This is a genomic window from Francisella orientalis FNO12 (assembly GCF_001042525.2).
Classification (GTDB): Bacteria; Pseudomonadota; Gammaproteobacteria; order Francisellales; family Francisellaceae; genus Francisella; species Francisella orientalis.
On record NZ_CP011921.2, the window covers coordinates 183966 to 204901 of the forward strand.

Below are 20936 nucleotides of genomic sequence, written 5' to 3' on the forward strand. Positions count from 1 at the left end.
TTAGTATTAGTCATTTAAGGAGATTTTTGTGAAATTAGAAAATGTGTTGTCAAATTTGAATCAGGTAGAGAAAAATAAGTTTATTAATGTGATTGATAATATTATCCAAGAAAATAATATATCAAAACAGTATAATCAAATTAAACAGGCAACAAATAATGAAATAGTAGCATTATTTAAAGAGTCAAAATCTTATTTTCATAGATTTCTTCTTGAAAGACTATCCTATATAAATCCTAGTATAAGCATACTTACAGATATTTTAAGTAGAGATGGAAACTCTGTACTATAAAGATTTAGAGAGACTACAGCAAAAGGCAAAAGAATTATCGATTATAGAGAGAGACAGCGACAGCTTTTCTGAATATGAAGAGAAGATGCACATATATTACTCCTATCTTAGCGAGGCTTATAATAATGATATTAGAAATAACCAAGAGCCGAAAATAAATGATGATGAAAGATGTATTCTTAATGTTTTATCTAGCAAGCTTAATATAAATAATGATGATAAAGTAGTTATTGAGTATATGATAAGACCTTGTGATAAGTAGCACTCAATTTTAGATTATTTAAATGAGTTAATAAGTTTCGGTATTATTTTTATAAAAAATAAGGAACAGACTATATATGTAGCAGATGAAACTGTTGAAATATTAAATGAGATTAAAGGGAAATCTATTTCTGATAAATATCTGATAAGGATACTCAGATCCTTAACTGATGCAGAGCTATCAAATATACTAAAAAGTCAAAACCAAAAAATAAGAGGAATTGAGAGAACTAGCAAGATCAATAATATTGTTCATCTTGGATTGGATATTAGAAAAATACTTTCTTTATATATGTTTAATGATGATGTTACCCAGAATGAGAGAAAAGAAAGACTCAAAATATTAATTGAGGATTTAAGTATTGATACTAAGGTTATGGGAACTACTGTAGATTCCAGAATAAATATTATAATTGATAGTCTAAAGAATATCTAAAATTGAGTCAAATATACTTAGCTCGGCTGGTTATGATGCATTTCTTGAAAAAATAAATGAATTTTTCAATAAACATAGGTCTGAAGACTCTTTTTTTAAATTTAATAAGAAAAAAATTTGAAATTGAGGATGTTGAAAAAATTGATTCTAATAAACTAAGACAACTATCAATAACACCATATGATATTCTTTATATTGTTGATAATCATGATATAAAAGAGATTGCTAAGTATTTTAGTTTGAGTAATAGAGGAAATATTAGAGCTAATATTATAGGTAGTTTTAATGATGTCCTGATAAGTTAATAGAGAATTATAATTTGTTGGCTAATAGAGATATTAACGCATTAAATGCCAAAGGTTTAAGCTTAAGTGAAGCTGAAATAGGAACTAAGTTTGAAGAGGCAACTAGAAGTATACTAGAGCAACTTGGACTTAATGTTGATGAAGAGTTAAGAAAAGAAATTAATACAGTTAAAGACAAAGTTGATTTATAATATCAACAAGTGATGATGATGTGATAATTGGAGAGATGAAAACGCATAAGGGAGGTGGATATAGCAGATATTCATCAATTGCTAGACAAACAAAATCATATGTAAAGTTGTGTGAACAATATGGAAAAACGTAACACAAGTTTTAGTAATAGCTTCTGATTTTACAGATGATTTTATTGAGCATGCTGAACTAGATCCTGATATTAATATATCACTACTTGAGGCGCAGGGGTTATATGAGATATATCAAGCATATAAAAGTAAAAAGAATCCAAAGTTTAGTATTCAATGGCTTCAGAAGGGCGGGTTACTGAGGCACTCTCTTATACTTAGGAGAATTTAAGTAACCAGTACTTTTTATAATTTCTATATAGAATTTTGATTAGCATTTATATTAGCTGCTAGAGATTTTTTGATTATAGTTTTCAGAAGCTTTTTATGCTTATGATTAGGATTTTTTCTTAAGCAGTCTAACGCATATTGTTGCAATATAACCAAAGGTAGAGTTATATCATCTCTCATTTTGATAGATCTCTCTTTGACAGGATTTGCATGCAAGAAATTTTCATCCTTTTCAGTTACAGCTAACAAATACTTTTTAGCTAACTGATGCTCAACAAATAGTTGTTGCCAAAATGCACTGTATTTAGGATCTTTACTTATATGCTTTGTAATATTGAAGTTTGTTTGAGCAATACTTTGTAGGGCATTATCAAATATTCCTTTGATTATAAGAGAGCGTTTATATATTTTTTGTAGTGCGGTTAGATTGTTGTTATCTTTTGTCACTACGGTACTTATAGCTGTTCCTAAGCCATAAAATGCCAAGATATTCTGTCTCATTTGTGTCCAAGCAGCACCGTAAGGGATAGCTCGAAGATCATCTAGTTTAAATTTATCACTAAAAAGTTCATTAAAAAACTGATTATGTATTTTGGCATTTTGGCGAATATCCAATTTAGCAAAATGAAAGCCGAAAATTTTGACCTTTAGGATGAGATTATCTAGTTTATCAACAAACAAAGAGTTATATTCACTATCTGCGACATTTTTTACTTTGACTAAATCGTCCAAGAATGTTTGTGTGTTGGGATATTTATTAGTTTTTAGTCTTTTTCGTATTTTTGTAAGCTCTTATTGAATAACTATCTTGAAACCATCAAATTTCTAGTTTAATCTCAAAACAATTTTATTTGCATTATAGATTGAGAATTTGTAAGTATGAAAAAAGCATATGTATTGCTTGACTATATTTTGAAAAAACTTATTTATGGCAATATTTTGGTTTGTTGCCGGTCTTTTTGTTGGCTATTTAGCAGTAAGCTTCGCAGCATCAGAATATGTTTATAGTGTTCTAAAGTATTATGGCTTTGTTTGGATGTCAATATATGGAGCTATTAAGATTTCGGAGTTCTTAGTATTATTTTTGCTGTATTTAATGAAAATAAAAAGTTTTTGATAATAACGATGATAGCTACCGTTGCTGTTTTATATTTTATTCAATATGCGTTGCCCCATTGTATTTTACATTGTTTAGCATAAAACTATGTTGAATCAACTTGCTGAAAATATTTGGGTTGTAGATGGCGGAGCAGTTCCTTTTTTTGGTCTTCCGTATACTACAAGAATGACGATTATAAGACTTGAGGATAACGATTTATTTATTCATTCACCAGTTAAGGCTGATTCTGAGTTAATCTCACAGGTATCTGAGATTGGTAATGTAAAATTTTTAATATCACCGAATAAAATTCACCATTTGTTTTTGCAAGATTGGGCAAAGATTTTTCCTGATGCTAAGATATATGCATCGCCTGGGCTTAGAGACAAAAGAAAAGATATTAACTTTACTGCTGATTTAAAAGATTCTCCAGAACCTGAGTGGCAAGATGAAATTGACCAGCTAATATTTAAAGGTAGTAGGGTAATGCAAGAGGTTGTGTTCTTTCATAAGCTTTCTAAAGCTTTGATACTTATAGATCTTATAGAGAATTTTGATGAGAACTACTTTACAGGATTTAAGGGTTTGATAGTAAAGTTATCAGGTATAGTCGCCCCAAATGGTAAAACTCTTATAGATTGGAGAATGTCTTTCTTTTTCGGTAAGAAGCAGGCTCGAGAGTGTTTTGAGAGAATCTTAGCTTGACGACCTGAGAGAATAATTGTCGCTCATGGTAAAAATATTGAAATAAATGCTGTAGACTTTCTTAAAAAGTCATTTAAATGGTTAGGGAAGTAAATTAATGATTTATGCAGCAGCATTTGTAGCTATCAAAGATAATAAAATTCTTTTGACTAAGACTCGCGATAATACTATTTGGTATCAAGCAGGTGGTAAAATCGAGCAAGATGAAACACCTATCCAAACGATTGTAAGAGAGCTAAAAGAAGAGTTAAGTCTAGAGCTAACAACAGATGATATGCGCTATTTGGGTAATATAACTACAGATAATCATGATAGAACCACAATAGTTTCTTTAGAGTGTTTTACAGCTGATATTAATCAAGAGATTAGACCATGTGCTGAGATCTCAGCAATCAAGTGGTTTGACTTTAATGATATAAAATTTGTTGCACCAGCTGTACTTGAGGTTATTGCTAAGTACAAAAGTGGTGAATGGCAAATCTAAATATTTTAAAAATTTAGTATTTTATTCTTATTATGATTCGCAATTTTCTTAAATAAATTTATAAGCTAGTATAGACTTGATCAAAGTGATAAATAAATTATCAAAAAATATGCAAAGAAAAGATCTGCTAAAAATAGTAAAGAGAGTTGTTATAAAAGTTGGTACTAGCACTTTAACTCACCAAACAGGCTTGTTAAATATTAATCGTATAGAGAAACTTGTTAGACAGCTAGCAGACCTTCATAATCAAGGCTATGAAGTAATACTCGTAACATCAGAAGCTGTTGGCGCTTAAATGATGACAAACCATAAGCATATCAAGATGTTCTTCGATCGTATTTTTGGTATATGGTAGGGTTGGATTTGTACTAGATGGTAAAACATTTTCAATTCCAGTTACTTTTATGATATCTGGAGCATGACTGCCACCAGCCCCTTCACTATGAAAAGTACGGATAGTTCTTCCTTTGAATGCATTTATAGTATTTTCTACAAAACCAGATTCATTTAACGTATCAGTATGAATAGCCACTTGGACATCATAATCATCTGCCACTTTTAAGCAGGTATCTATAGCTTTGGGTGTGCTTCCCCAGTCCTCATGAAGTTTAAGTCCCATTGCACCTGCTTTTATTTGTGAGGCTAAAGCTTCATAATTACTAGAATTTCCTTTCCCCATGAAATCAAAGTTCAAAGGAAAATCATTTACTGATTCGATCATTTTTTGTATATTGAATTCGCCTGGGGTACAAGTGGTTGTGTTTGTTCCAGTATTTGGACCTGTACCACCGCCTATCATTGTTGTTATGCCACTATGAAGTGCTTCATCAATTTGTCCAGGAGAAATAAAGTGGATATGAGAATCGATTCCTCCAGCTATTATTATCTTGCCTTCTGCTGAGAGAATCTCCGTATTAGCGCCTATCTCTAGTCCATTTGTGATACCATCACAATTATTTGGATTACCACTTTTGCCAATAGCCGATATTTTTCCATTTTTGACTCCAATATTGGCCTTGTAAATACCTGTATAATCTATGACTATAGCATTTGTAATAATTAAATCAGCTACTTCATTTCCAGCTGTTGGGCTTTGACTCATCCCATCTCGAATAGTTTTACCACCACCAAACTTACTCTCCTCGCCATAGATTGAAAAATCTTTCTCAATTTCTGCTATAAGTTGAGTGTCAGCAAGTCTAAATCTGTCACCAGTAGTAGGCCATAGATAGAGGCATATTTTTTCTTACTGATAAAAGCTATCATTTATTCCCCTTTAAAAATTTTTCTAAATTAATGAAAGCTTTTTCTTTTACTTTCTCGTCATCAAGATATCCTTCAACAAGACCATTAAATCCACTAATATATCTTTTACCACTGTATGCTACTAGCTCAATTTTCTTAATAGAGCCTGGTTCAAATCTTACCGATGTTCCACTTAAAATATTTAAGCGCATTCCATAAGCAGATGCTCTATCAAAACTTAGAGCAGGGTTTGTTTCAAAGAAATGATAGTGAGATCCTACTTGAATCGGACGGTCGCCATTATTTTTGACATCTATTTTAAATTTTTGCTTTTGGGAATTTAGCTCAATTTCCCCATCATCAATAATGTATTCTCCAGTGATTATACCTTTATTTTTAGTTTGAATAGGCTATGTACTGTAATAAGTTTCGTGCCATCATTAAAAGTTGCTTCTGTTTGTACCATTTCGATCATATTAGCTACACCATCGATGACATCATCAGCAGTGAGCACTTTTGTAGCAGCTACCATTAATTCGGCAACGCTTTTTCCTTCTCTAGCACCTTCTATTATAAAACTACTAATAGCTATAGCTTCATGATAATTTAGCTTTAAACCTCTTTGCTTTCTCTCTAGGGCTAGTTTACTTGCGGTATAGATCATTAGTTTTTCTTGTTCACGATTTGTTAAAAACATGATTTTTCCTTAATACTAGTAATAATTTTAGTTACTGTTTTCCCAAGTTAAATTTACCTTTGTGTAACACTTTTCTATAAAGTTCCCAAACTTTTAAAACTTTGGTTTTTAATGAGTCCATATTTTTGTCATTTAAAACACCAAGAATCATTTTTTTATTCATAGTTAAAGTAAAACTATCTAAATTGAGAGAATTTAGATGTTCTAAGAATGTTTCATTATTTTTTAAGCGTAAATATATTTTTGCAAAGATAGAGTTTTTAGCGTCATGTCTTTTTATATAATCATTTAGCTGCTCTCCAGATCTTATATATTTTTCTAAATACTCTACTTCCCCATTTATGTAAAAATAGTTTTTTTATAGCTATTGTATTAAAATCGAAGCTTTCAAAGCTTCTTCCGTAACTAAGGATATCTCCATAGAAGAAAGTAGATGATTCATCTATTGTTAGTTTTAAAAATTGTAAAAATTTAGACTCTTTATAAAGAATCAACTCATCATTTATAAATTCTATGTTTGAGTTAGCTAGGTTTATTTTTATATTACTTATTCCAAACTTATTTGTTGAGGGATATACTTTCGTTGCAGACTCAGTAGTAATAATTATATCTGAGTTTGATAAGTTTATTTTTGTTGAAATTCTATCTGCTGGAAAAATTCCTTCACCGATATTTAAAAGCTTAATATAGTTTTGTTCTTCATTAAAATGATAGTAACGAGTTGGTAATTTAAGCTTATCTAAGCTTAAGGAATTATCTCTAAAAAATAGTGAAATACTCATATATTAGAACCTAATGTACTTTAAAGGTAGTTTAAACTGAAAATAAGCTATCAGATAGAGATTTTGGATCATGTGATTATAAGATTTTAAACGAGATATCATTGCTAATAATGATTTTTATTTTATTAATATAGATTTATCTACATTATTGATATCTGTGAAACCGCAAAATGCCATGGTTTTATCCATTTCTTGATAGAAAATTTCAAGTACTCTATGAGCACCTTGCTCGCCATAAGCACCTAGACCATAAACCATTGGTCTACCAATTAGTCCAGCTTTAGCGCCGAGGGCTTTTGCTTTGAGTAAATTTTGACCACTACGAATACCGCTATCAATTAGAACTTCAAGCTTTGTATCAACTGCACCAACTATCTTTTCAAGCATGGATATACTAGAAGGTGCTTCATCTAATTGGCGACCACCATGATTTGAGACCACTATTGCATCTGCTCCAGTATTTTGGGCCATAATAGCATCCTGTGTATCCATAATCCCTTTGATAATCATAGGACCATTCCATTGTCTCTGAACCCATTCAACATCATGCCAATTTAGGCTTAAATCAAATTGTTCATTTGTCCATTTACCCAGAGATGCAAAGCCACCTCTATTTTCAGTGTGATTTGCAATATTACCAAAGGTTCTATTTTTGGTTTTTAACATATTCAAGCACCAATATGTTTTAGTACTTAGGTTAATTAGATTTTTAAGAGTAGGCTTTGGAGGTACTGTTAAGCCATTTTTTATATCAGCATGACGATTACCTAGCATTTGTAGGTCAGCAGTTAGTACTAGGGCACTACAACCAGCATGCTTTGCGCTTGCTATAAGATTTGCCATAAACTTTCTATCTTTCATCATATACAACTGAAACCAAAATGGTTTTGTTGTATGCTTAGCTACTTCTTCTGTGGAGCATATAGACATTGTTGATAATATAAAAGGAATACCAAATTCTTCAGCTGCTTTGGCAGCATGAATCTCGCCATCTGCATGTTGCATCCCTAGTAGACCAACTGGAGCAAATGCTAAAGGCATACTGTATTCTTGTCCAAGAATTTTGGTTTTTAATGATCGATGTTGGATATCTGTTAGTATTTTTTGCTTAAAAAAGTATTTATCAAAATCTTTTTGATTATACTCTAGAGTTTTTTGTTGCCATGAGCCTGATTCACAGTAATCAACAAACATTTTAGGAACTCTACGATGATAAATTTTACGTATATCATCAAGAGATGTGATTTTTAGTAGATTTTTTTTCATAAAAGCTTTCTCAATTATAATGATATTCTTATCAAAACTGTAGTGGTTATGTAATAAGCTAAATTTCTGTAAATATCTTATCTTCTGGTAGTCTAGATTTTGGTAATTTAGCATGAAAACCTTCTTCTGAAGCATAACCAACAGTTACAACCACGGATGTTTTATAACCTTTTTCTCTTAGATTAAATTCTTCGTCTATTATATGAGCTTCGATACCTTCCATTGGTGTAGCATTTATCTTCAGTGTGGATAATCCTAATAGAATATTACCAAGGGCGATGTAAAGCTGCTTTTCTGTCCAAATCTGTAATTCTTGAGGTTTGTCTTTGTATGCTATAGCAAATTTTTTGCGTACATCTCTTTGCATATTCTCAAAATCTGAGGTAGGGAATCTACCATCTTTACGCTCTTGATCAAGAAGTAGCTCTAGATATTTATCATCAATATCAGTTTTTAGACAAAATACGATAGCCAAAGCACAATCTTTAATATTTGTTACATTTTTTGGGTGTATATTTTCAGCAGCTTTTGAAATTTTGGCTTTTGCCTTATCAGACGTCGCTAGGATAAAATGCCATGGTTGTGAGTTTACACTTGATGGAGTGAATCTTAGCAAGTCTTTTATTTGTTGGATTTGTTCAGAGTTTAACTTTTTTGTTGGATCATAAGCTTTTGTAGTGTAGCGAGTTTTGGCATATTCGACGATATTCATAATTAAAAAGTAAAATTTTATCAAAAGATTAACTTAGTATATTTGATTCAAAAATATACAACAATGTTTTTTTGATTTATAGATTCATCATAAAGTTATTTAGCAATTAACCCTTACAGTATATTTCTAGTTAAAATTTTCTGGTAACTTAGCTATTATTTTTAGGAAATCTTTTTTTAGAAATATTATTAGTGAAATTGATCTTAAAGTTTTTATATACATCAATAGCATGAATATTGAGATCATAGTTTCATAGAAGTATCTCATTATTTTTATGCTACCTTTTATTTCAAAGTTTAGATAGATAATTTTATCAAAGACTATTAATACTAAAAATGCTAACAGTATTAAAAATATAAATGTGATAAAGCTAGTAATTACTTTCTTTAGGATCTTTGAACTTGGAGTAATATAAAAAGTATCTTTTTTATTATCAAAAACAACGGCTTTTAGTCTATTTAATTTTTTTATCTCTTGGAAAGAAAGATATTCAGTAAGTTTATTTAGTAAATAAATATCTCTAAACCTTGGTGGAACTATCGAAAATTCTCGTTTGAGGAAGTTTTTAAGATCTATTTTAAATTGTAAATACAAAGCTGCTCTAGCAATGGGGTCTGTTGTAGAGTTTATTTTCTCTATTATTTCAGCCATGTCTTTTATCTTATGATGACTAAAGACATTTACTTTCCCAGTTTCACCAAATAAAAAGTTAAGTGCATAATAGAGTATTGCTACAGGGATAACTAACAGTAACTTATAGTTAGGATCAATCAAAAACTCAAATAATTCCATGACAACAGATATCCATAATTAGCCTATAAGCAATATTTAATATTCTTTAGTTGCTAAATTCAATAGTGATCTATTTATGCTATTTGTTAAGTTTGTTTTTAGTGTTTTTGATGTTATCTTAGATTTATCAGGATACTCACTGTGGGTGATGGCTTTGTATAGAATAGAGACTGATAGTATGGGAGAAGTCAAAGTCGATGACAGATATTATTGGGGTGCTCAAACTCAGCGATCTATAGAGCATTTTCTATAGGCAAGGATTTGATGCCTATAGAAGTTATCAAGGCTTTAGCTATTATCAAAAAAGCAGCGGCAATTACCAATAATGAGCTAGGTATTTTGCCTACAAATAAGCGAGATATCATTGTTACAGTTTGTGATGAGATAATTTCTGGCTAGTTTGATAATCACTTTCCACTTCATGTTTGGATGACCGGCAGTGGTACGCAATCAAATATGAATGTCAATGAGGTTATTTCAAATAGGGTGATTGAGCTACTAGGTGGCAAAAAGGGTAGTAAATCTCCTATTCATCCAAGTGATGATGTCAACATGTCACAATCATCAAATGATGCCTTTCCAAGTGCAATGTATATTGCTACTGCTTTTGAGATAAATAAGCAATTATTGCCAGCTCTCGAATACATGCATGAGGATCTAAAAAAGAAAGAGCAACGATTGGCAAGCTATCGCTAAGATTGGTAGAACTCATATGCAAGATGGTGTGCCACTAACTCTTGGACAGGAATTTTCAGGCTATGCGGCGTTACTTGAGAAAAATATTGGAAGAATTAAATAATCTCTAAAAGATGTATATCAGCTTGCTTTAGGTGGAACAGCTGTTGGTACTGGCTTAAATGCACTTAATGGCTTTGCTGAAATTGTAGCGAAACAGATTGCTACTATTACAAGCCTGCCATTTGTTACAGCTACTAATAAATTTGAAGTACAAGGTTCACATGATGCTTTAGTTGCGATTATGGGGCAGCTCAAAACTTTAGCAAATTCATTATTTAAGATTGCTAATGACATTCGCTTATTAAGCTGTGGTCCAAGAGCTGGGTTTTATGAGTTATTAATTCCTGAGAATGAGCCGGGATCATCCATTATGCCAGGAAAGGTTAATCCTACACAATGTGAAGCTATGGCAATGGTTGCAGCTCAAGTAATGGGTTATGATGTTGCTGTTGGTATCAGTGGTTCTGCAGGATATCTTGAAATGAATGTCTATAAACCCTTGATTATTTTTAATATTATTCAATCGATTAAGATTATTTCAGATAGTTGTGTAAACTTTACAAAATATCTTTTAGAAGGGTTGAAACCAAACTATAACAAAATAGATTTTTATCTCAAAAATTCATTAATGCTTGTTACAGCTCTTAGTCCTGTGATAGGCTATGATAAAGCTTCTAAAATGGCGCATTATGCAGATAGTAATAACTCATCATTAGTTGAGGCAAATAAAGCTCTTGATTTTTTGTCTGAAGAGGACTTTAATAAAGTAGTTGATCCATACAAAATGACAAAAGGTGGTATCTTGTAGTGAGTAATTCTTTTCAAGAAATAGCATCTTGATTAGATATGCTAACACTTATTAATCATTTACTTTAACCCTTGCAAGAAGCTCGTTTCTAGTTTAACCTTTAAGCAATTTTATATTCAAGGTATTTTGTTATGATTACAACAAGATTTGCACCAAGTCCAACAGGTTTTCTACATGTTGGTGGGGTGCGTACAGCACTTTTTAGTTGGCTTTATGCTAGACACAATAATGGTAAGTTTTTATTAAGAATCGAAGATACAGATCTTGAGAGATCTACGCAAGCTGCTGTAGACGCTATTTTAGATGGTATGAGCTGGCTTGGTCTAAAAAATGATGAAGAGATCTATTATCAAACGAAAAGATTTGATAGATATCATGAAGTTATTAAGCAATCGATAGCAGAAGGTAAAGCATATTATTGTAACTGTTCTAAAGAAAGATTAGATGAGTTAAGAGAACATCAACAAGCAAATAATCTTAAAACTGGTTACGATGGTAAGTGCCGTGATGCAAACTATATTCCTCAAGAAGGAGAGGGTTTTGTAGTACGCTTTAAAAATCCTCAAGATGGTGTTGTCAGCTGGGACGATGCTGTAAAGGGTAGAATTTCAATCTCGAATCATGAACTTGATGATATGATTATCCAAAGGACAGATGGTTCGCCGACATATAATTTTTGTGTGGTTGTTGATGATATTGATATGGCTATTACGCATATTATTCGTGGTGATGATCATGTTAATAATACTCCTAAACAGATTAATATTTATAAGGCTTTAAATGCTAATGTTCCGGTATTTGCACATGTGCCAATGATTCTTGGTTCAGATGGAGCAAAGTTGTCTAAGCGACATGGTGCGGTCAATGTTATGCAATATCGTGAAGATGGTTATTTACCTCAGGCTATACTTAACTATTTAGTTAGACTTGGGTGGTCGCATGGAGATCAAGAGATTTTTTCTATAAATGAGATGATAGAGTCTTTTAATTTAGAGCACATCAATGCTTCGCCTTCACGTTTTGACTTTGACAAGCTTAAGTGGTTAAACAAGCACTACATTAAAGAATCTAACTTTGAAGATATTAGAGCAGAGGTTGAATATCATTTTGCCAAAGCAGGTTTGGATATTGCTAATGGTCCTGATCTTCAAGAGCTTGTAGCTGTGATGGCAGAAAAAGTTGATACTCTAGTAGAGCTTACAGAGAAATCGAGCTACTTTTATAGTGATGATATCTCCTGTGATGAAAAAGCAGTCAAAAAGCATGTTAAAACGACAACAGGCAAGATATTTATTAAGCTTTTAGAAAATTTCGAAGCTTTATCTGCGGAGCAATGGCAAGATCCAGATACTTTGCATAACGTAGTCGCATCAACAGCAGAGCAGTGTGAAGTTGGTATGGGTAAAGTTGGTATGCCGTTGCGTATAGCTATCACTGGCTCAGGCCAGTCACCAGATATTGGTATTACTTTGAAGCTTTTTGGGAAAGAAAAAGTGCTATCTAGATTACAAAGAGCAATAAAAGAACTATGCAATTCATAAAAAATAAAAATATTAACAAAAGGGCTTGACTAAGTTATAAAAGTCATTATAATACACATCATATTGCTGAAGATAGTGATTAAAAGTCTTAAGTCCCGTTCGTCTAGAGGCCTAGGACACCGCCCTTTCACGGCGGCAACAGGGGTTCGAATCCCCTACGGGATGCCAAATTTAAAAGCCACCTTAAGTTGATTTTTTATGTCAGCAAGGGATGTTTGTTCTATTTATTTCACATGGCTGAATTAATTTTTTTGAGTTAATTGGTGAACTATCTTTATTTGTATAGGTAAGGCAGTGGTATACGGCTCCATACTTTCCATTAATACACTATTTGGTGATACTCGACAGTGTTTACCGATAGTTATATTACCTAAAATTTTAGTTCCAGCTCCGATTATTACTTCATCTTCAACTGTTGGGTGACGTTTTGTATGTCTGAGCTTTGGATTTCCAGATGACCTAAGTGTTACACCATGATACAGAGATACATAATTTCCAACTACTGCTGTTTCACCAATTACAATCCCATACCATGATCAATGAAACAGTATGAGCCGATAGTTGCTCCAGGATGTATTTCGACTCCTGTTAAAAAACGCGTGATGTGTGATAATAATCTACCTAAAAATTTCAATTTACAGTGCCATAGTAGATTTGCAGGTCTGTGAAGTAATATTGCGTGTAGTCCAGGATATGCAAATATTGTTTCAAGGATGCTTGGTGCAGCGGGGTCTTGTTGTTGATAGTATCGTATTAGTTTAATCATAAGACTCCAAAGCGTTGTTTTGATTTTACTATACTATTATAAAACCAATGTTTTGGCTATTAAAATAAGATAAAACGGCACCGGGTTATTGTATGAATATAAAAGGTTATGGATATGAATATATGTAACAATTTTGCTGAAACTATTGATCGCCATTGTTGAGATTGCATAAAATAGAGAAGTTATTTGGTTTAAAAGCTAAGTTAGTTGCCAAATTGGAGTTCTTTAATCCGCTGTCTTCTGTTAAGGATAGAGTGGCTCTAAATCTTATGGAAAATACTGAAAAGGCTGGTGATATAAAGCTTGGTATTACAACTTTGATAGAACCAACATCGGGCAATACTGGGATTGGACTATCATTTATTGCTGCTGCAAAGGGCTATGATCTGATCATTACCATGCCAGAGACTGTATCGATTGAAAGACGAAAGTTAATACAACACTTTGGAGCCAAGCTTATCTTAAACCCAGTGGCAGAGGGTATGACCGGAGCGATCATTAAAGCCAATAATTTATTAAAATAATTAAAAGATAGTGTTATATCGGGTCAATTTACTAATCCTGCTAATCCAGAAGTGCATAGGAACTCAACAGCCTTAGAAATCTGGCAAGATACCGATGGTAAGGTGGATATTCTAGTTGCAGGTGTATGTACAGGTGGTACTATTACAGGTGTTGCTGAAGCCCTCAAGCACAAAAAATCTAGTTTTAAGGCGGTAGCAGTAGAACTTGTGTCTAGTCCTGTTTTATCTGGTGGTAAATCTGGTCCACATAAAATTCAAGGGATAGGTGCTGGATTTATACCTGAGATTCTAAATACATCCATAATCGATGATATTGTTACAGTCAGTGATGAGGATGCTTTGGCGTATGCTCGTTTAGTGGCGCGTGAAGAAGGTGTGCCGGCTGGTATTTTATCCGGTGCAGCGTTGAAGGCTCCAATTGAGATAGCGCAACGTACTGAGAATGAGAACAAATTTATAGTAGTTATCTTTGCATCTAGTGCTGAGAGGTATTTATCGACAGCTTTATTTGCGGAAGATTAGATATAGGTTTTTTCATATACGCTAAACGCGAAGTCAAACTGGTTTTTATCATCTTTATCGTATTCTCTAAAGCCAATCCTTTTGAATTGGGACTTATTCCATTGAGAAAAGAAGGTATCAAGATCAGCCATTTTTGTATTTACTTCGGTTACGTATAGCCTGTCAGCATATCCTAGAAACTCTTTGTAAATTTGTGCGCCACCAATTATAAAAATCTCATAATGCGGTTTTGATTGCGCGAAGTCCAGAATTTCTTGAACACTATTGATTATTAAACACTTATCCTGCTTATAATCTTTATCTCTAGTTAGGATAATATTTTTACGGTTAGGGAGGGGGCGACCAATTGATTCAAAGGTTTTTCTACCCATTACGATATAGTTATTCTCAGTTATCTTTTTGAAGTTTTTTAGATCCTCAGAAAGCTTCCATGCTAGAGTATTTTCTTTACCTATACCAAGATTTTTATCATAAGCAACGATTAATGAAATCATTTTTGATCTCTGTTTTTAATTTATTTTGGGACATTTTAGCATTTTAAATAAATATAAAATACCTTTTGTAATTTATAAATTAAATGTGATAAAATTTTACGGCTTGTATTATATATGGGCTAATGTTTAATTAATAAATCATGTATCTTCAAAGTTAGAAGTTGTGTCAAAGGGTGTCTGTTAGGGATATTTGGCATAACTAAGATACTAGATATAACCCAAATAAGGAAAATCAAAATGTCTTTAATGAAAGAAATGTTATCTGCTGGTGTTCACTTCGGACACAAAAAAGCTTTCTGGAACCCTCAAATGAAAGAATACATCTTTGGTATTAACCATGGTGTACATATTATAAACCTTGAGAAAACAGTTTCTCTTTTTCAAGAGGCAGTTAACTTTGTTGGTAAAACTGTAGCTAACGGTGGTAAAGTTCTTTTTGTTGGTACAAAAAGACAAGCGCAAGATATCATAGAAGCAGAAGCTAAAAGATGTGGTATGCCATTTGTAAGCTATAGATGGTTAGGTGGTATGCTTACTAACTACAAAACTGTTAGACAATCTATCAAAAGACTTGCTCAGTTAGAGAAGATGAAAGAAGATGGTACTTTAGATTCATTAACTAAGAAAGAAATGCTTCAAAATATCAGAACTATCGAGAAGCTAGAAAAGGTTCTTGGTGGAATCAAAAAGATGGGTGGCTTACCTGATGCTATCGTTGTTATCGACAGTAACAAAGAGCATATTGCTATTCAAGAAGCTCAAAAATTAGGTATCAAAGTTGTATCTATCGTAGATACTAACTCAAACCCAGAAGGTATTGATTACATCATCCCTGGTAATGATGATGCTGTTAAATCAATATCTTTCTATATGAAGAAATTTGCAGATGCTGTTATTGATGCTCAAGGTTTAGACAGAGCAGTGGAAGCAAAAGCTGAAGAAACTACAGAAGCATAAGAAACAAACAAGGATAAAACAATGTCAAATATTTCTGCTAAATTAGTAAAGGAACTTAGAGAAAGAACTGGTGCTGGGATGATGGAGTGTAAAAAAGCTCTTGTTGTAGCTGCTGGTGATATTGAAAAAGCTGCTGAAGAAATGAGAATTTCTGGACAAGCAAAAGCTGACAAAAAAGCTTCACGTGTTGCAGCTGAAGGAGTTATCGAAGTTTATGCTGCTGATGGTAGAGCTGTTTTGCTTGAAATCAACTCAGAGACAGACTTTGTTGCTAGAGATGAGACTTTCAAGAAGTTTGCTCAAGAAGCTGTAAAAGCAGCTCACGCAGCAAAAGCAGAGACTATCGAAGAAGTTTTAGCTGCTAAAACTTCAACTGGTGAAACTGTTGAAGAAGCACGTAAATTACTAATTGCTAAAATCGGTGAGAACATTCAGGTTCGTAGAGTTGAGACTGTAGCGGCTAATACTTTGGGTGCTTATATTCATGGTGGTAAGATAGGTGTTGTTGCTGCTCTAGAGGGTGGCGATGAAGAGCTTGCTAAAGATGTTGCAATGCACGTAGCAGCTGTTAATCCTATGGTTGTATCTGGTGATGAGGTTCCTGCTGATGTAGTGGCAAAAGAGAAAGAAATTTTCACGGCTCAAGCAAAAGAAAGTGGTAAGCCTGCTGAAATTATTGAGAAAATGATTGTTGGTAGAATTCGTAAGTTCTTAGATGAAGTTGCTCTTTTAGGTCAAGATTTCGTCAAAGATCCTAGCATCAAAGTTGAAAAGCTTGTTAAAGACAAGGGGGCTAAAGTAGTTAGCTTTATCCGTCTAGATGTTGGTGAAGGTATCGAGAAGAAAGAAGAAGATTTCGCAGCAGAGGTGATGAGCCAAATCAAAGGTTAATATATGTCTAATGATTCGTTAGAATGTTCTCAAAATGCTCCTGAGCTTAAGAGAGTTCTTCTTAAGTTAAGTGGAGAGTCTTTATCGGCAGATCAGGGTTTCGGTATAAATGTTGAGTCTGCTGCACCTATCATAAATCAAATCAAAACACTCGTTAACTCAGGTGTTGAGCTAGCGATAGTCGTTGGTGGTGGTAATATCCTTCGTGGCGGCAGAGCTAACTTTGGTGATAAAATTAGAAGAGCTACTGCAGATTCTATGGGTATGATTGCTACTATGATTAATGCTTTGGCTCTTCGTGATATGCTTATTAGCGAAGGTGTCAAAACTGAGGCTTTTTCGGCAAAAGGTATTGATGGTTTGTTAAGAGTTGCTAGTGCGCATGAATTTAATCAAGAGCTTTTAAAAGGCAAGGTCTTGATATTTGCAGGTGGTACTGGTAATCCATTTGTTACAACTGATACTACAGCTAGCCTTAGAGCGGTGGAGATTGGTGCAGATGCCTTGTTAAAGGCTACAACTGTAGATGGTGTGTATGATAAAGATCCAAATAAATACCTAGATGCTAAGCGCTTTGATAAAGTTACTTTTTCAGAGGTGGTTAGTAAAGAGTTGAGTGTGATGGACTTGGGAGCATTTACCCAGTGTAGAGACTTTGGTATTCCAATATATGTATTTGATTTGACTCAGCCGAATGCTTTGGTTGACGCTGTTATTGATTCAAAGCATGGTACTTGGGTTACTTTAGACTAACTAATTTTTTTAAAAGGAATAGTTTTTATGATAAACGATATTCTAAAAGATGCTGAAAATAGAATGAGTAAAACATTAGAGGTTTTAGCTGATGATTTAGCTAAAATTAGAACTGGAAGAGTTCATCCTGATATTTTAGCTCATGTAACTATAGATTATTATGGTTCTGCTACGCCAATTACTCAAGTAGCTAATGTCATTGTTCTTGATGCTAGAACGCTAGGTATTACTCCTTGGGAGAAGGGTCTTGCAGGTAAGATTGAGAAAGCTATAATAACTTCTGACTTGGGTCTTAATCCAACTAACTTAGGTGATAGCTTGAGAGTTCCTATGCCTGCGCTGAATGAAGAACGTAGAAAAGAGCTTGTTAAACTTGTTAAGTCTGAGACTGAGAGTGGTAGAGTTTCTATCAGAAATATACGCCGTGATGCTAATAGCGACATCAAAGAGCTTCTTAAAGAAAAAGAGATAACAGAAGATGAAGCTAAAAGAGCAGAAGATAATATTCAGAAAATTACAGATAAGATGATCGCTCAGGCAGATGCTCTTGCTGTTAAAAAAGAACAAGATCTAATGGAGGTCTAATTATTAGATTTCTTAATAAAACTTGTATTTCTCTTTATTCTTTCTTATTATTTATCTAGTTTAAACTTTATATTTACTCATTATGAGCTTGGCTAAGGAAAATGCTCTCAAGCATGTTGCTATAATAATGGATGGTAATGGGCGCTGGGCTAAAAGTAAGCTAAAGCCAAGAATATTTGGTCACAGGAATTCGATATCTAGTGTAGATGCTTCTATAGAGTACTGTGTTGAGCGTAATATTCAAATGTTGACTCTTTTTGCATTTGGTCGAGATAATTGGCTTAGGCCAGCTAAAGAAGTTTCTGATTTGATGGATCTTTTTTATAAAACTTTGAAAGATAAAACTCCAAAATTACATGAAAACAATGTTGTTTTAAAAGTTATTGGAGATAGGAGTAGATTATCAGATAAGCTTGTGCAAATGATTGAGCGTTGCGAGTCGGTTACTGAGGGTAATACGGGACTTCAGCTTAGACTAGCAGTTGATTATGCTGGGCGGTGGGATATTGTTCACGCTGTGAAGTCTATTGTTGCGGAGATAGATAGTGGTAAGATAGCATTGAATGATATATCAGAAGATAATTTTGGCAGTTATACAATTGCAGGTGATATGCCGGTGGATTTACTTATTCGAACTAGTGGAGAGGTTAGATTAAGTGATTTTATGCTGTGGCAGTTATCTTACGCTGAGATGTATTTTACTAATGTTATGTGGCCTGAGTTTACAAAGTCGGAGTTTCGGAAAGCAGAAGAATATTTTTACTCGCGCCAGAGAAGGTTTGGCAAGAGTGGCGAACAACTTTAAAAGAGGAATGTATGAAGGAAAGGATAATAACAGGGATATTGTTGGTAGTTTTTGTTTTTGCAGGACTTGTGTATGCAAATGACTATCTTTTTGGTGTTGGGGTATTTTTAGTTGCTATGCTTTCAGCATATGAATGGCTTAAGTTTACAAAGGTTGGTCAACAAGAGACAATAAATTATCTTGTGATATTTATGATAGTGCTGTTTGTTGTTTCAGAGTTCTTTGTTTATATTCAGTATGTTTTCCCTATATTTTGGCTATATGCGATTTATAGACTTAGCGGATATGAGCGTCAAAAATTTGATGCGTTATCTGTTAATGAGATGTTGATACTTGGTTTATTTGCAATTTCTCCATTTGCAGCATCGTTATATGTGCTTCATAGTAATTCGGTTGCGTGGATATTTATGTTTATATTGGTTGTTGCAGGTGTTGATAGCGGGGCATATTTTACAGGTAATGCTATTGGTAAGCGTAAGATGCTTCCGCGATTAAGTCCAAATAAAACTATCGAGGGTTTATTAGGAGGGATGGTTTGTGCGGTGGTGATCGCTGTAATATTTCTGTTGTTTATGAATTTGGATATTTTTGAATATTTATCAATGGTTGTTATTTCTGCTTTAGTGGCTGCTTTATCTGCTATTGGAGATGTTTTTGAGAGTATGGTGAAGCGTATCGCGGGAGTTAAGGATAGTGGAAATATATTGCCAGGTCATGGTGGGGTGCTTGATAGGTTGGATGGTTATATGCCTGCACTGCCTATTTTCGTGACTCTTGGTTATTTGGCTGGCGTGTTTGTTATATAGGGGATTTATTTTGAATATAGAATTGAAGATTTTGAATAGAGAGATTGTTAAAGAAATACCTATGTATGGTACAGAAGGCTCAGCGGCCGTCGATCTTAGGGCGTGTATATCACAAGTAGAGTTTTTAAATCCTGGTGAATGTAAGCTGATAGGTACTGGAGTTGCTATCAATATAGCAAATCCAAACTATGCAGCAATGATCTTACCAAGATCTGGTTTAGGGCATAAAAAAGGCTTGGTGCTGGGTAATGGTACTGGTCTTATTGACTCTGACTATCAAGGAGAGTTGATAGTGTCTTGTTTTAATCGCTCTCAAGAGGTTGTAGAGATCGAGCCTTTGATGAGATTTGCTCAACTTGTGATTGTTCCTGTGGTTCAAGCAAGATTTGATGTTGTAGAGGAGTTTTCTCAGCAGACTATTAGGGCTGCTGGAGGGTTCGGACATACTGGGGTTTAGTTATTATGTTTTTTAATATCCCTAATATTTTGACTTTTGGTCGCTTGACCTTAATTCCTTTTATAGTGGTGTGTTATTATTTTGAATTTCCTCATCATCATGGTATTGCGGCTACATTGTTTTTATTGGGTGCAGCTACTGATTGGTTGGATGGATATTTAGCGCGCAAGTGGGAGCAGACAAGTAAGTTGGGTGCTTTTTTAGATCCTGTTGCTGATAAATTGATTGTTGCTATGGCTCTTTGTTTATTTATTGAAATGTATCCATACTGGTGGGCAACTATTCCAGCAATTGTGATGATTTGTAGAGAGATTGTTGTTTCTGCATTGCGAGAGTGGATGGCTGAGCTTGGGCAGCGAAGTGTTGTTAAGGTTGGTATATGGGGTAAGGTCAAAACTACGGCTCAGATGGCAGCACTTTTTATATTCTTAATTAAGCCCGCAATAGATTTTAGATATTCGTTAGATTGCTCTAGTTTTAATACTTGGTTTATTCTTTTGGGCTTTTTGATGCTTTACGTGGCGGTGATTCTTACTGTTTATTCTATGTGTAATTATCTTTATGTTGCATTTAAATCCGTTTTTGGTAGTTCTCATAAATAATACTTTTTCTTTTCTTTTTTTTGCTTTTTTGTTATTATGTCTGTCTAATGCTATTTTTGCATAGGTACTACCAGTGCT

General features: G+C 33.6%; 24 protein-coding genes, 1 tRNA gene and 4 pseudogenes. 18 read left to right on the forward strand and 11 right to left on the reverse strand.

Annotated elements, in window-relative coordinates; genetic code table 11:
* Positions 1-28 precede the first annotated feature (28 nt).
* Both FNO12_RS11435 and FNO12_RS00950 read left to right on the forward strand, forming a co-directional pair.
* A pseudogene (locus FNO12_RS11435) lies at positions 29-848 on the forward strand (hypothetical protein); the annotation flags it as partial.
* 81 nt (positions 849-929) lie between these two features.
* Positions 930-1799, forward strand: a pseudogene (locus tag FNO12_RS00950) (normocyte-binding protein 1).
* Positions 1800-1851: 52 nt separating this feature from the next.
* Here FNO12_RS00950 and FNO12_RS00955 read toward each other — a convergent pair.
* A complete protein-coding gene (locus FNO12_RS00955; RefSeq protein ID WP_014714303.1) occupies positions 1852-2559 on the reverse strand; it encodes a phosphoenolpyruvate carboxylase in 708 nt (235 codons plus the stop codon).
* A gap of 196 nt (positions 2560-2755) precedes the next feature.
* On the opposite strand from FNO12_RS00955, the gene FNO12_RS00960 reads away from it, so the two are divergent.
* The 4 genes from FNO12_RS00960 (at position 2756) to FNO12_RS00975 (ending at position 4410) form a co-directional block, all read left to right on the forward strand.
* Positions 2756-2944 (forward strand): hypothetical protein, encoded by a 189-nt coding sequence (locus FNO12_RS00960; protein WP_014714304.1) that lies wholly within the window; start codon positions 2756-2758, stop codon positions 2942-2944.
* A gap of 87 nt (positions 2945-3031) precedes the next feature.
* Complete coding sequence (locus tag FNO12_RS00965; protein ID WP_014714305.1) at positions 3032-3631, forward strand: DUF4336 domain-containing protein; 600 nt, start codon at positions 3032-3034, stop codon at positions 3629-3631.
* A gap of 97 nt (positions 3632-3728) precedes the next feature.
* Entirely contained in the window at positions 3729-4115 is a 387-nt protein-coding gene (locus tag FNO12_RS00970; RefSeq protein WP_014714306.1) for an NUDIX hydrolase, read from the forward strand.
* Positions 4116-4224: 109 nt separating this feature from the next.
* The gene (locus FNO12_RS00975; protein ID WP_048349207.1) at positions 4225-4410 is read left to right on the forward strand and encodes an amino acid kinase family protein; all 186 of its coding nucleotides are present in this window, start codon (positions 4225-4227) and stop codon (positions 4408-4410) included.
* On the opposite strand, the gene FNO12_RS00980 is transcribed toward FNO12_RS00975, so the two are convergent.
* From FNO12_RS00980 to FNO12_RS01010, 7 genes are all read right to left on the reverse strand, one after another.
* Positions 4390-5355: an urease subunit alpha gene (locus FNO12_RS00980; protein WP_148663976.1), complete on the reverse strand. Its 966-nt coding sequence runs from the start codon at positions 5353-5355 to the stop codon at positions 4390-4392. The two genes, FNO12_RS00975 and FNO12_RS00980, sit on opposite strands and share 21 nt — an antisense overlap.
* A 22-nt stretch (positions 5356-5377) precedes the next feature.
* Positions 5378-5767 carry an urease subunit beta gene (locus FNO12_RS00985; RefSeq protein WP_437438074.1) on the reverse strand — a complete coding sequence of 130 codons (390 nt, stop codon included), beginning with the start codon at positions 5765-5767 and terminating at the stop codon, positions 5378-5380.
* Positions 5743-6057, reverse strand: coding sequence for an urease subunit gamma (locus FNO12_RS00990; protein ID WP_014714310.1), 315 nt, complete (start codon positions 6055-6057; stop codon positions 5743-5745). The genes FNO12_RS00985 and FNO12_RS00990 overlap by 25 nt, the downstream gene beginning before the upstream one ends.
* 284 nt (positions 6058-6341) lie before the next feature.
* Complete coding sequence (locus FNO12_RS00995; RefSeq protein ID WP_014714311.1) at positions 6342-6839, reverse strand: urease accessory protein UreD; 498 nt, start codon at positions 6837-6839, stop codon at positions 6342-6344.
* Positions 6840-6956: 117 nt separating this feature from the next.
* Complete coding sequence (locus tag FNO12_RS01000; protein ID WP_014714312.1) at positions 6957-8105, reverse strand: alpha-hydroxy acid oxidase; 1149 nt, start codon at positions 8103-8105, stop codon at positions 6957-6959.
* Between the two features lie 58 nt (positions 8106-8163).
* Positions 8164-8817: an oxygen-insensitive NAD(P)H nitroreductase gene (nfsB, locus tag FNO12_RS01005; protein WP_014714313.1), complete on the reverse strand. Its 654-nt coding sequence runs from the start codon at positions 8815-8817 to the stop codon at positions 8164-8166.
* Positions 8818-8943: 126 nt separating this feature from the next.
* Positions 8944-9609 carry a hypothetical protein gene (locus FNO12_RS01010; RefSeq protein WP_014714314.1) on the reverse strand — a complete coding sequence of 222 codons (666 nt, stop codon included), beginning with the start codon at positions 9607-9609 and terminating at the stop codon, positions 8944-8946.
* A gap of 154 nt (positions 9610-9763) precedes the next feature.
* Here FNO12_RS01010 and fumC point away from each other — a divergent pair.
* From fumC to FNO12_RS01025, 3 genes and pseudogenes are all read left to right on the forward strand, one after another.
* Positions 9764-11155 (forward strand): annotated as a pseudogene (gene fumC, locus FNO12_RS01015) (class II fumarate hydratase).
* Between the two features lie 131 nt (positions 11156-11286).
* Complete coding sequence (gltX, locus tag FNO12_RS01020) at positions 11287-12696, forward strand: glutamate--tRNA ligase (protein ID WP_014714315.1); 1410 nt, start codon at positions 11287-11289, stop codon at positions 12694-12696.
* 92 nt (positions 12697-12788) lie between these two features.
* Positions 12789-12864 (forward strand) — tRNA-Glu (locus tag FNO12_RS01025).
* 74 nt (positions 12865-12938) lie between these two features.
* Here the strand turns inward: FNO12_RS01025 and FNO12_RS11440 are convergent.
* Together FNO12_RS11440 and FNO12_RS09950 are read right to left on the reverse strand one after the other, a co-directional pair.
* On the reverse strand, positions 12939-13220 hold the full coding sequence (locus tag FNO12_RS11440; RefSeq protein WP_306668690.1) for a serine O-acetyltransferase: 282 nt from the start codon (positions 13218-13220) through the stop codon (positions 12939-12941).
* Entirely contained in the window at positions 13214-13462 is a 249-nt protein-coding gene (locus FNO12_RS09950) for a serine O-acetyltransferase (RefSeq protein ID WP_231138663.1), read from the reverse strand. Before FNO12_RS09950 ends, FNO12_RS11440 begins: the two co-directional genes overlap by 7 nt.
* Positions 13463-13626: 164 nt before the next feature.
* On the opposite strand from FNO12_RS09950, the pseudogene cysK reads away from it, so the two are divergent.
* Positions 13627-14508 (forward strand): annotated as a pseudogene (cysK, locus tag FNO12_RS01035) (cysteine synthase A).
* On the opposite strand, the gene FNO12_RS01040 reads toward cysK, so the two are convergent.
* Positions 14505-15002, reverse strand: coding sequence for a dihydrofolate reductase (locus FNO12_RS01040; RefSeq protein WP_014714317.1), 498 nt, complete (start codon positions 15000-15002; stop codon positions 14505-14507). The pseudogene cysK and the gene FNO12_RS01040 overlap by 4 nt on opposite strands.
* A 237-nt stretch (positions 15003-15239) precedes the next feature.
* Between FNO12_RS01040 and rpsB the strand changes: the two genes are divergently transcribed.
* The 8 genes from rpsB (at position 15240) to pgsA (ending at position 20858) form a co-directional block, all read left to right on the forward strand.
* Positions 15240-15959 (forward strand): 30S ribosomal protein S2, encoded by a 720-nt coding sequence (gene rpsB, locus FNO12_RS01045; protein ID WP_014714318.1) that lies wholly within the window; start codon positions 15240-15242, stop codon positions 15957-15959.
* 21 nt (positions 15960-15980) lie between these two features.
* Complete coding sequence (tsf, locus tag FNO12_RS01050) at positions 15981-16850, forward strand: translation elongation factor Ts (RefSeq protein WP_014714319.1); 870 nt, start codon at positions 15981-15983, stop codon at positions 16848-16850.
* Between the two features lie 3 nt (positions 16851-16853).
* Positions 16854-17603: a UMP kinase gene (pyrH, locus tag FNO12_RS01055; RefSeq protein WP_014714320.1), complete on the forward strand. Its 750-nt coding sequence runs from the start codon at positions 16854-16856 to the stop codon at positions 17601-17603.
* A 27-nt stretch (positions 17604-17630) separates the two neighbouring features.
* The gene (gene frr / locus FNO12_RS01060) at positions 17631-18188 is read left to right on the forward strand and encodes a ribosome recycling factor (protein WP_014714321.1); all 558 of its coding nucleotides are present in this window, start codon (positions 17631-17633) and stop codon (positions 18186-18188) included.
* Between the two features lie 82 nt (positions 18189-18270).
* Positions 18271-18993: a polyprenyl diphosphate synthase gene (uppS, locus tag FNO12_RS01065; protein WP_030003328.1), complete on the forward strand. Its 723-nt coding sequence runs from the start codon at positions 18271-18273 to the stop codon at positions 18991-18993.
* Positions 18994-19004: 11 nt separating this feature from the next.
* Positions 19005-19799: a phosphatidate cytidylyltransferase gene (locus tag FNO12_RS01070; protein ID WP_014714323.1), complete on the forward strand. Its 795-nt coding sequence runs from the start codon at positions 19005-19007 to the stop codon at positions 19797-19799.
* A gap of 10 nt (positions 19800-19809) precedes the next feature.
* The gene (gene dut, locus FNO12_RS01075; RefSeq protein ID WP_014714324.1) at positions 19810-20256 is read left to right on the forward strand and encodes a dUTP diphosphatase; all 447 of its coding nucleotides are present in this window, start codon (positions 19810-19812) and stop codon (positions 20254-20256) included.
* Positions 20257-20261: 5 nt separating this feature from the next.
* Complete coding sequence (pgsA, locus tag FNO12_RS01080) at positions 20262-20858, forward strand: CDP-diacylglycerol--glycerol-3-phosphate 3-phosphatidyltransferase (RefSeq protein ID WP_014714325.1); 597 nt, start codon at positions 20262-20264, stop codon at positions 20856-20858.
* The last annotated feature ends 78 nt before the right edge of the window (positions 20859-20936 follow it).

Excerpts from the sequence above, each read along its gene's own strand:
- FNO12_RS00960 (WP_014714304.1), top strand. The coding sequence starts at position 2,756 with ATGGCAATATTTTGGTTTGTTGCCGGTCTTTTTGTTGGCTATTTAGCA.
- FNO12_RS00965 (WP_014714305.1), top strand. The coding sequence starts at position 3,032 with ATGTTGAATCAACTTGCTGAAAATATTTGGGTTGTAGATGGCGGAGCA.
- FNO12_RS00970 (WP_014714306.1), top strand. The coding sequence starts at position 3,729 with ATGATTTATGCAGCAGCATTTGTAGCTATCAAAGATAATAAAATTCTT.
- FNO12_RS00975 (WP_048349207.1), top strand. The coding sequence starts at position 4,225 with ATGCAAAGAAAAGATCTGCTAAAAATAGTAAAGAGAGTTGTTATAAAA.
- FNO12_RS00990 (WP_014714310.1), bottom strand. The coding sequence starts at position 6,057 with ATGTTTTTAACAAATCGTGAACAAGAAAAACTAATGATCTATACCGCA.
- FNO12_RS00995 (WP_014714311.1), bottom strand. The coding sequence starts at position 6,839 with ATGAGTATTTCACTATTTTTTAGAGATAATTCCTTAAGCTTAGATAAG.
- FNO12_RS01000 (WP_014714312.1), bottom strand. The coding sequence starts at position 8,105 with ATGAAAAAAAATCTACTAAAAATCACATCTCTTGATGATATACGTAAA.
- nfsB (WP_014714313.1), bottom strand. The coding sequence starts at position 8,817 with ATGAATATCGTCGAATATGCCAAAACTCGCTACACTACAAAAGCTTAT.
- FNO12_RS01010 (WP_014714314.1), bottom strand. The coding sequence starts at position 9,609 with ATGGAATTATTTGAGTTTTTGATTGATCCTAACTATAAGTTACTGTTA.
- gltX (WP_014714315.1), top strand. The coding sequence starts at position 11,287 with ATGATTACAACAAGATTTGCACCAAGTCCAACAGGTTTTCTACATGTT.
- FNO12_RS09950 (WP_231138663.1), bottom strand. The coding sequence starts at position 13,462 with ATGATTAAACTAATACGATACTATCAACAACAAGACCCCGCTGCACCA.
- FNO12_RS01040 (WP_014714317.1), bottom strand. The coding sequence starts at position 15,002 with ATGATTTCATTAATCGTTGCTTATGATAAAAATCTTGGTATAGGTAAA.
- rpsB (WP_014714318.1), top strand. The coding sequence starts at position 15,240 with ATGTCTTTAATGAAAGAAATGTTATCTGCTGGTGTTCACTTCGGACAC.
- tsf (WP_014714319.1), top strand. The coding sequence starts at position 15,981 with ATGTCAAATATTTCTGCTAAATTAGTAAAGGAACTTAGAGAAAGAACT.
- pyrH (WP_014714320.1), top strand. The coding sequence starts at position 16,854 with ATGTCTAATGATTCGTTAGAATGTTCTCAAAATGCTCCTGAGCTTAAG.
- frr (WP_014714321.1), top strand. The coding sequence starts at position 17,631 with ATGATAAACGATATTCTAAAAGATGCTGAAAATAGAATGAGTAAAACA.
- uppS (WP_030003328.1), top strand. The coding sequence starts at position 18,271 with ATGAGCTTGGCTAAGGAAAATGCTCTCAAGCATGTTGCTATAATAATG.
- FNO12_RS01070 (WP_014714323.1), top strand. The coding sequence starts at position 19,005 with ATGAAGGAAAGGATAATAACAGGGATATTGTTGGTAGTTTTTGTTTTT.
- pgsA (WP_014714325.1), top strand. The coding sequence starts at position 20,262 with ATGTTTTTTAATATCCCTAATATTTTGACTTTTGGTCGCTTGACCTTA.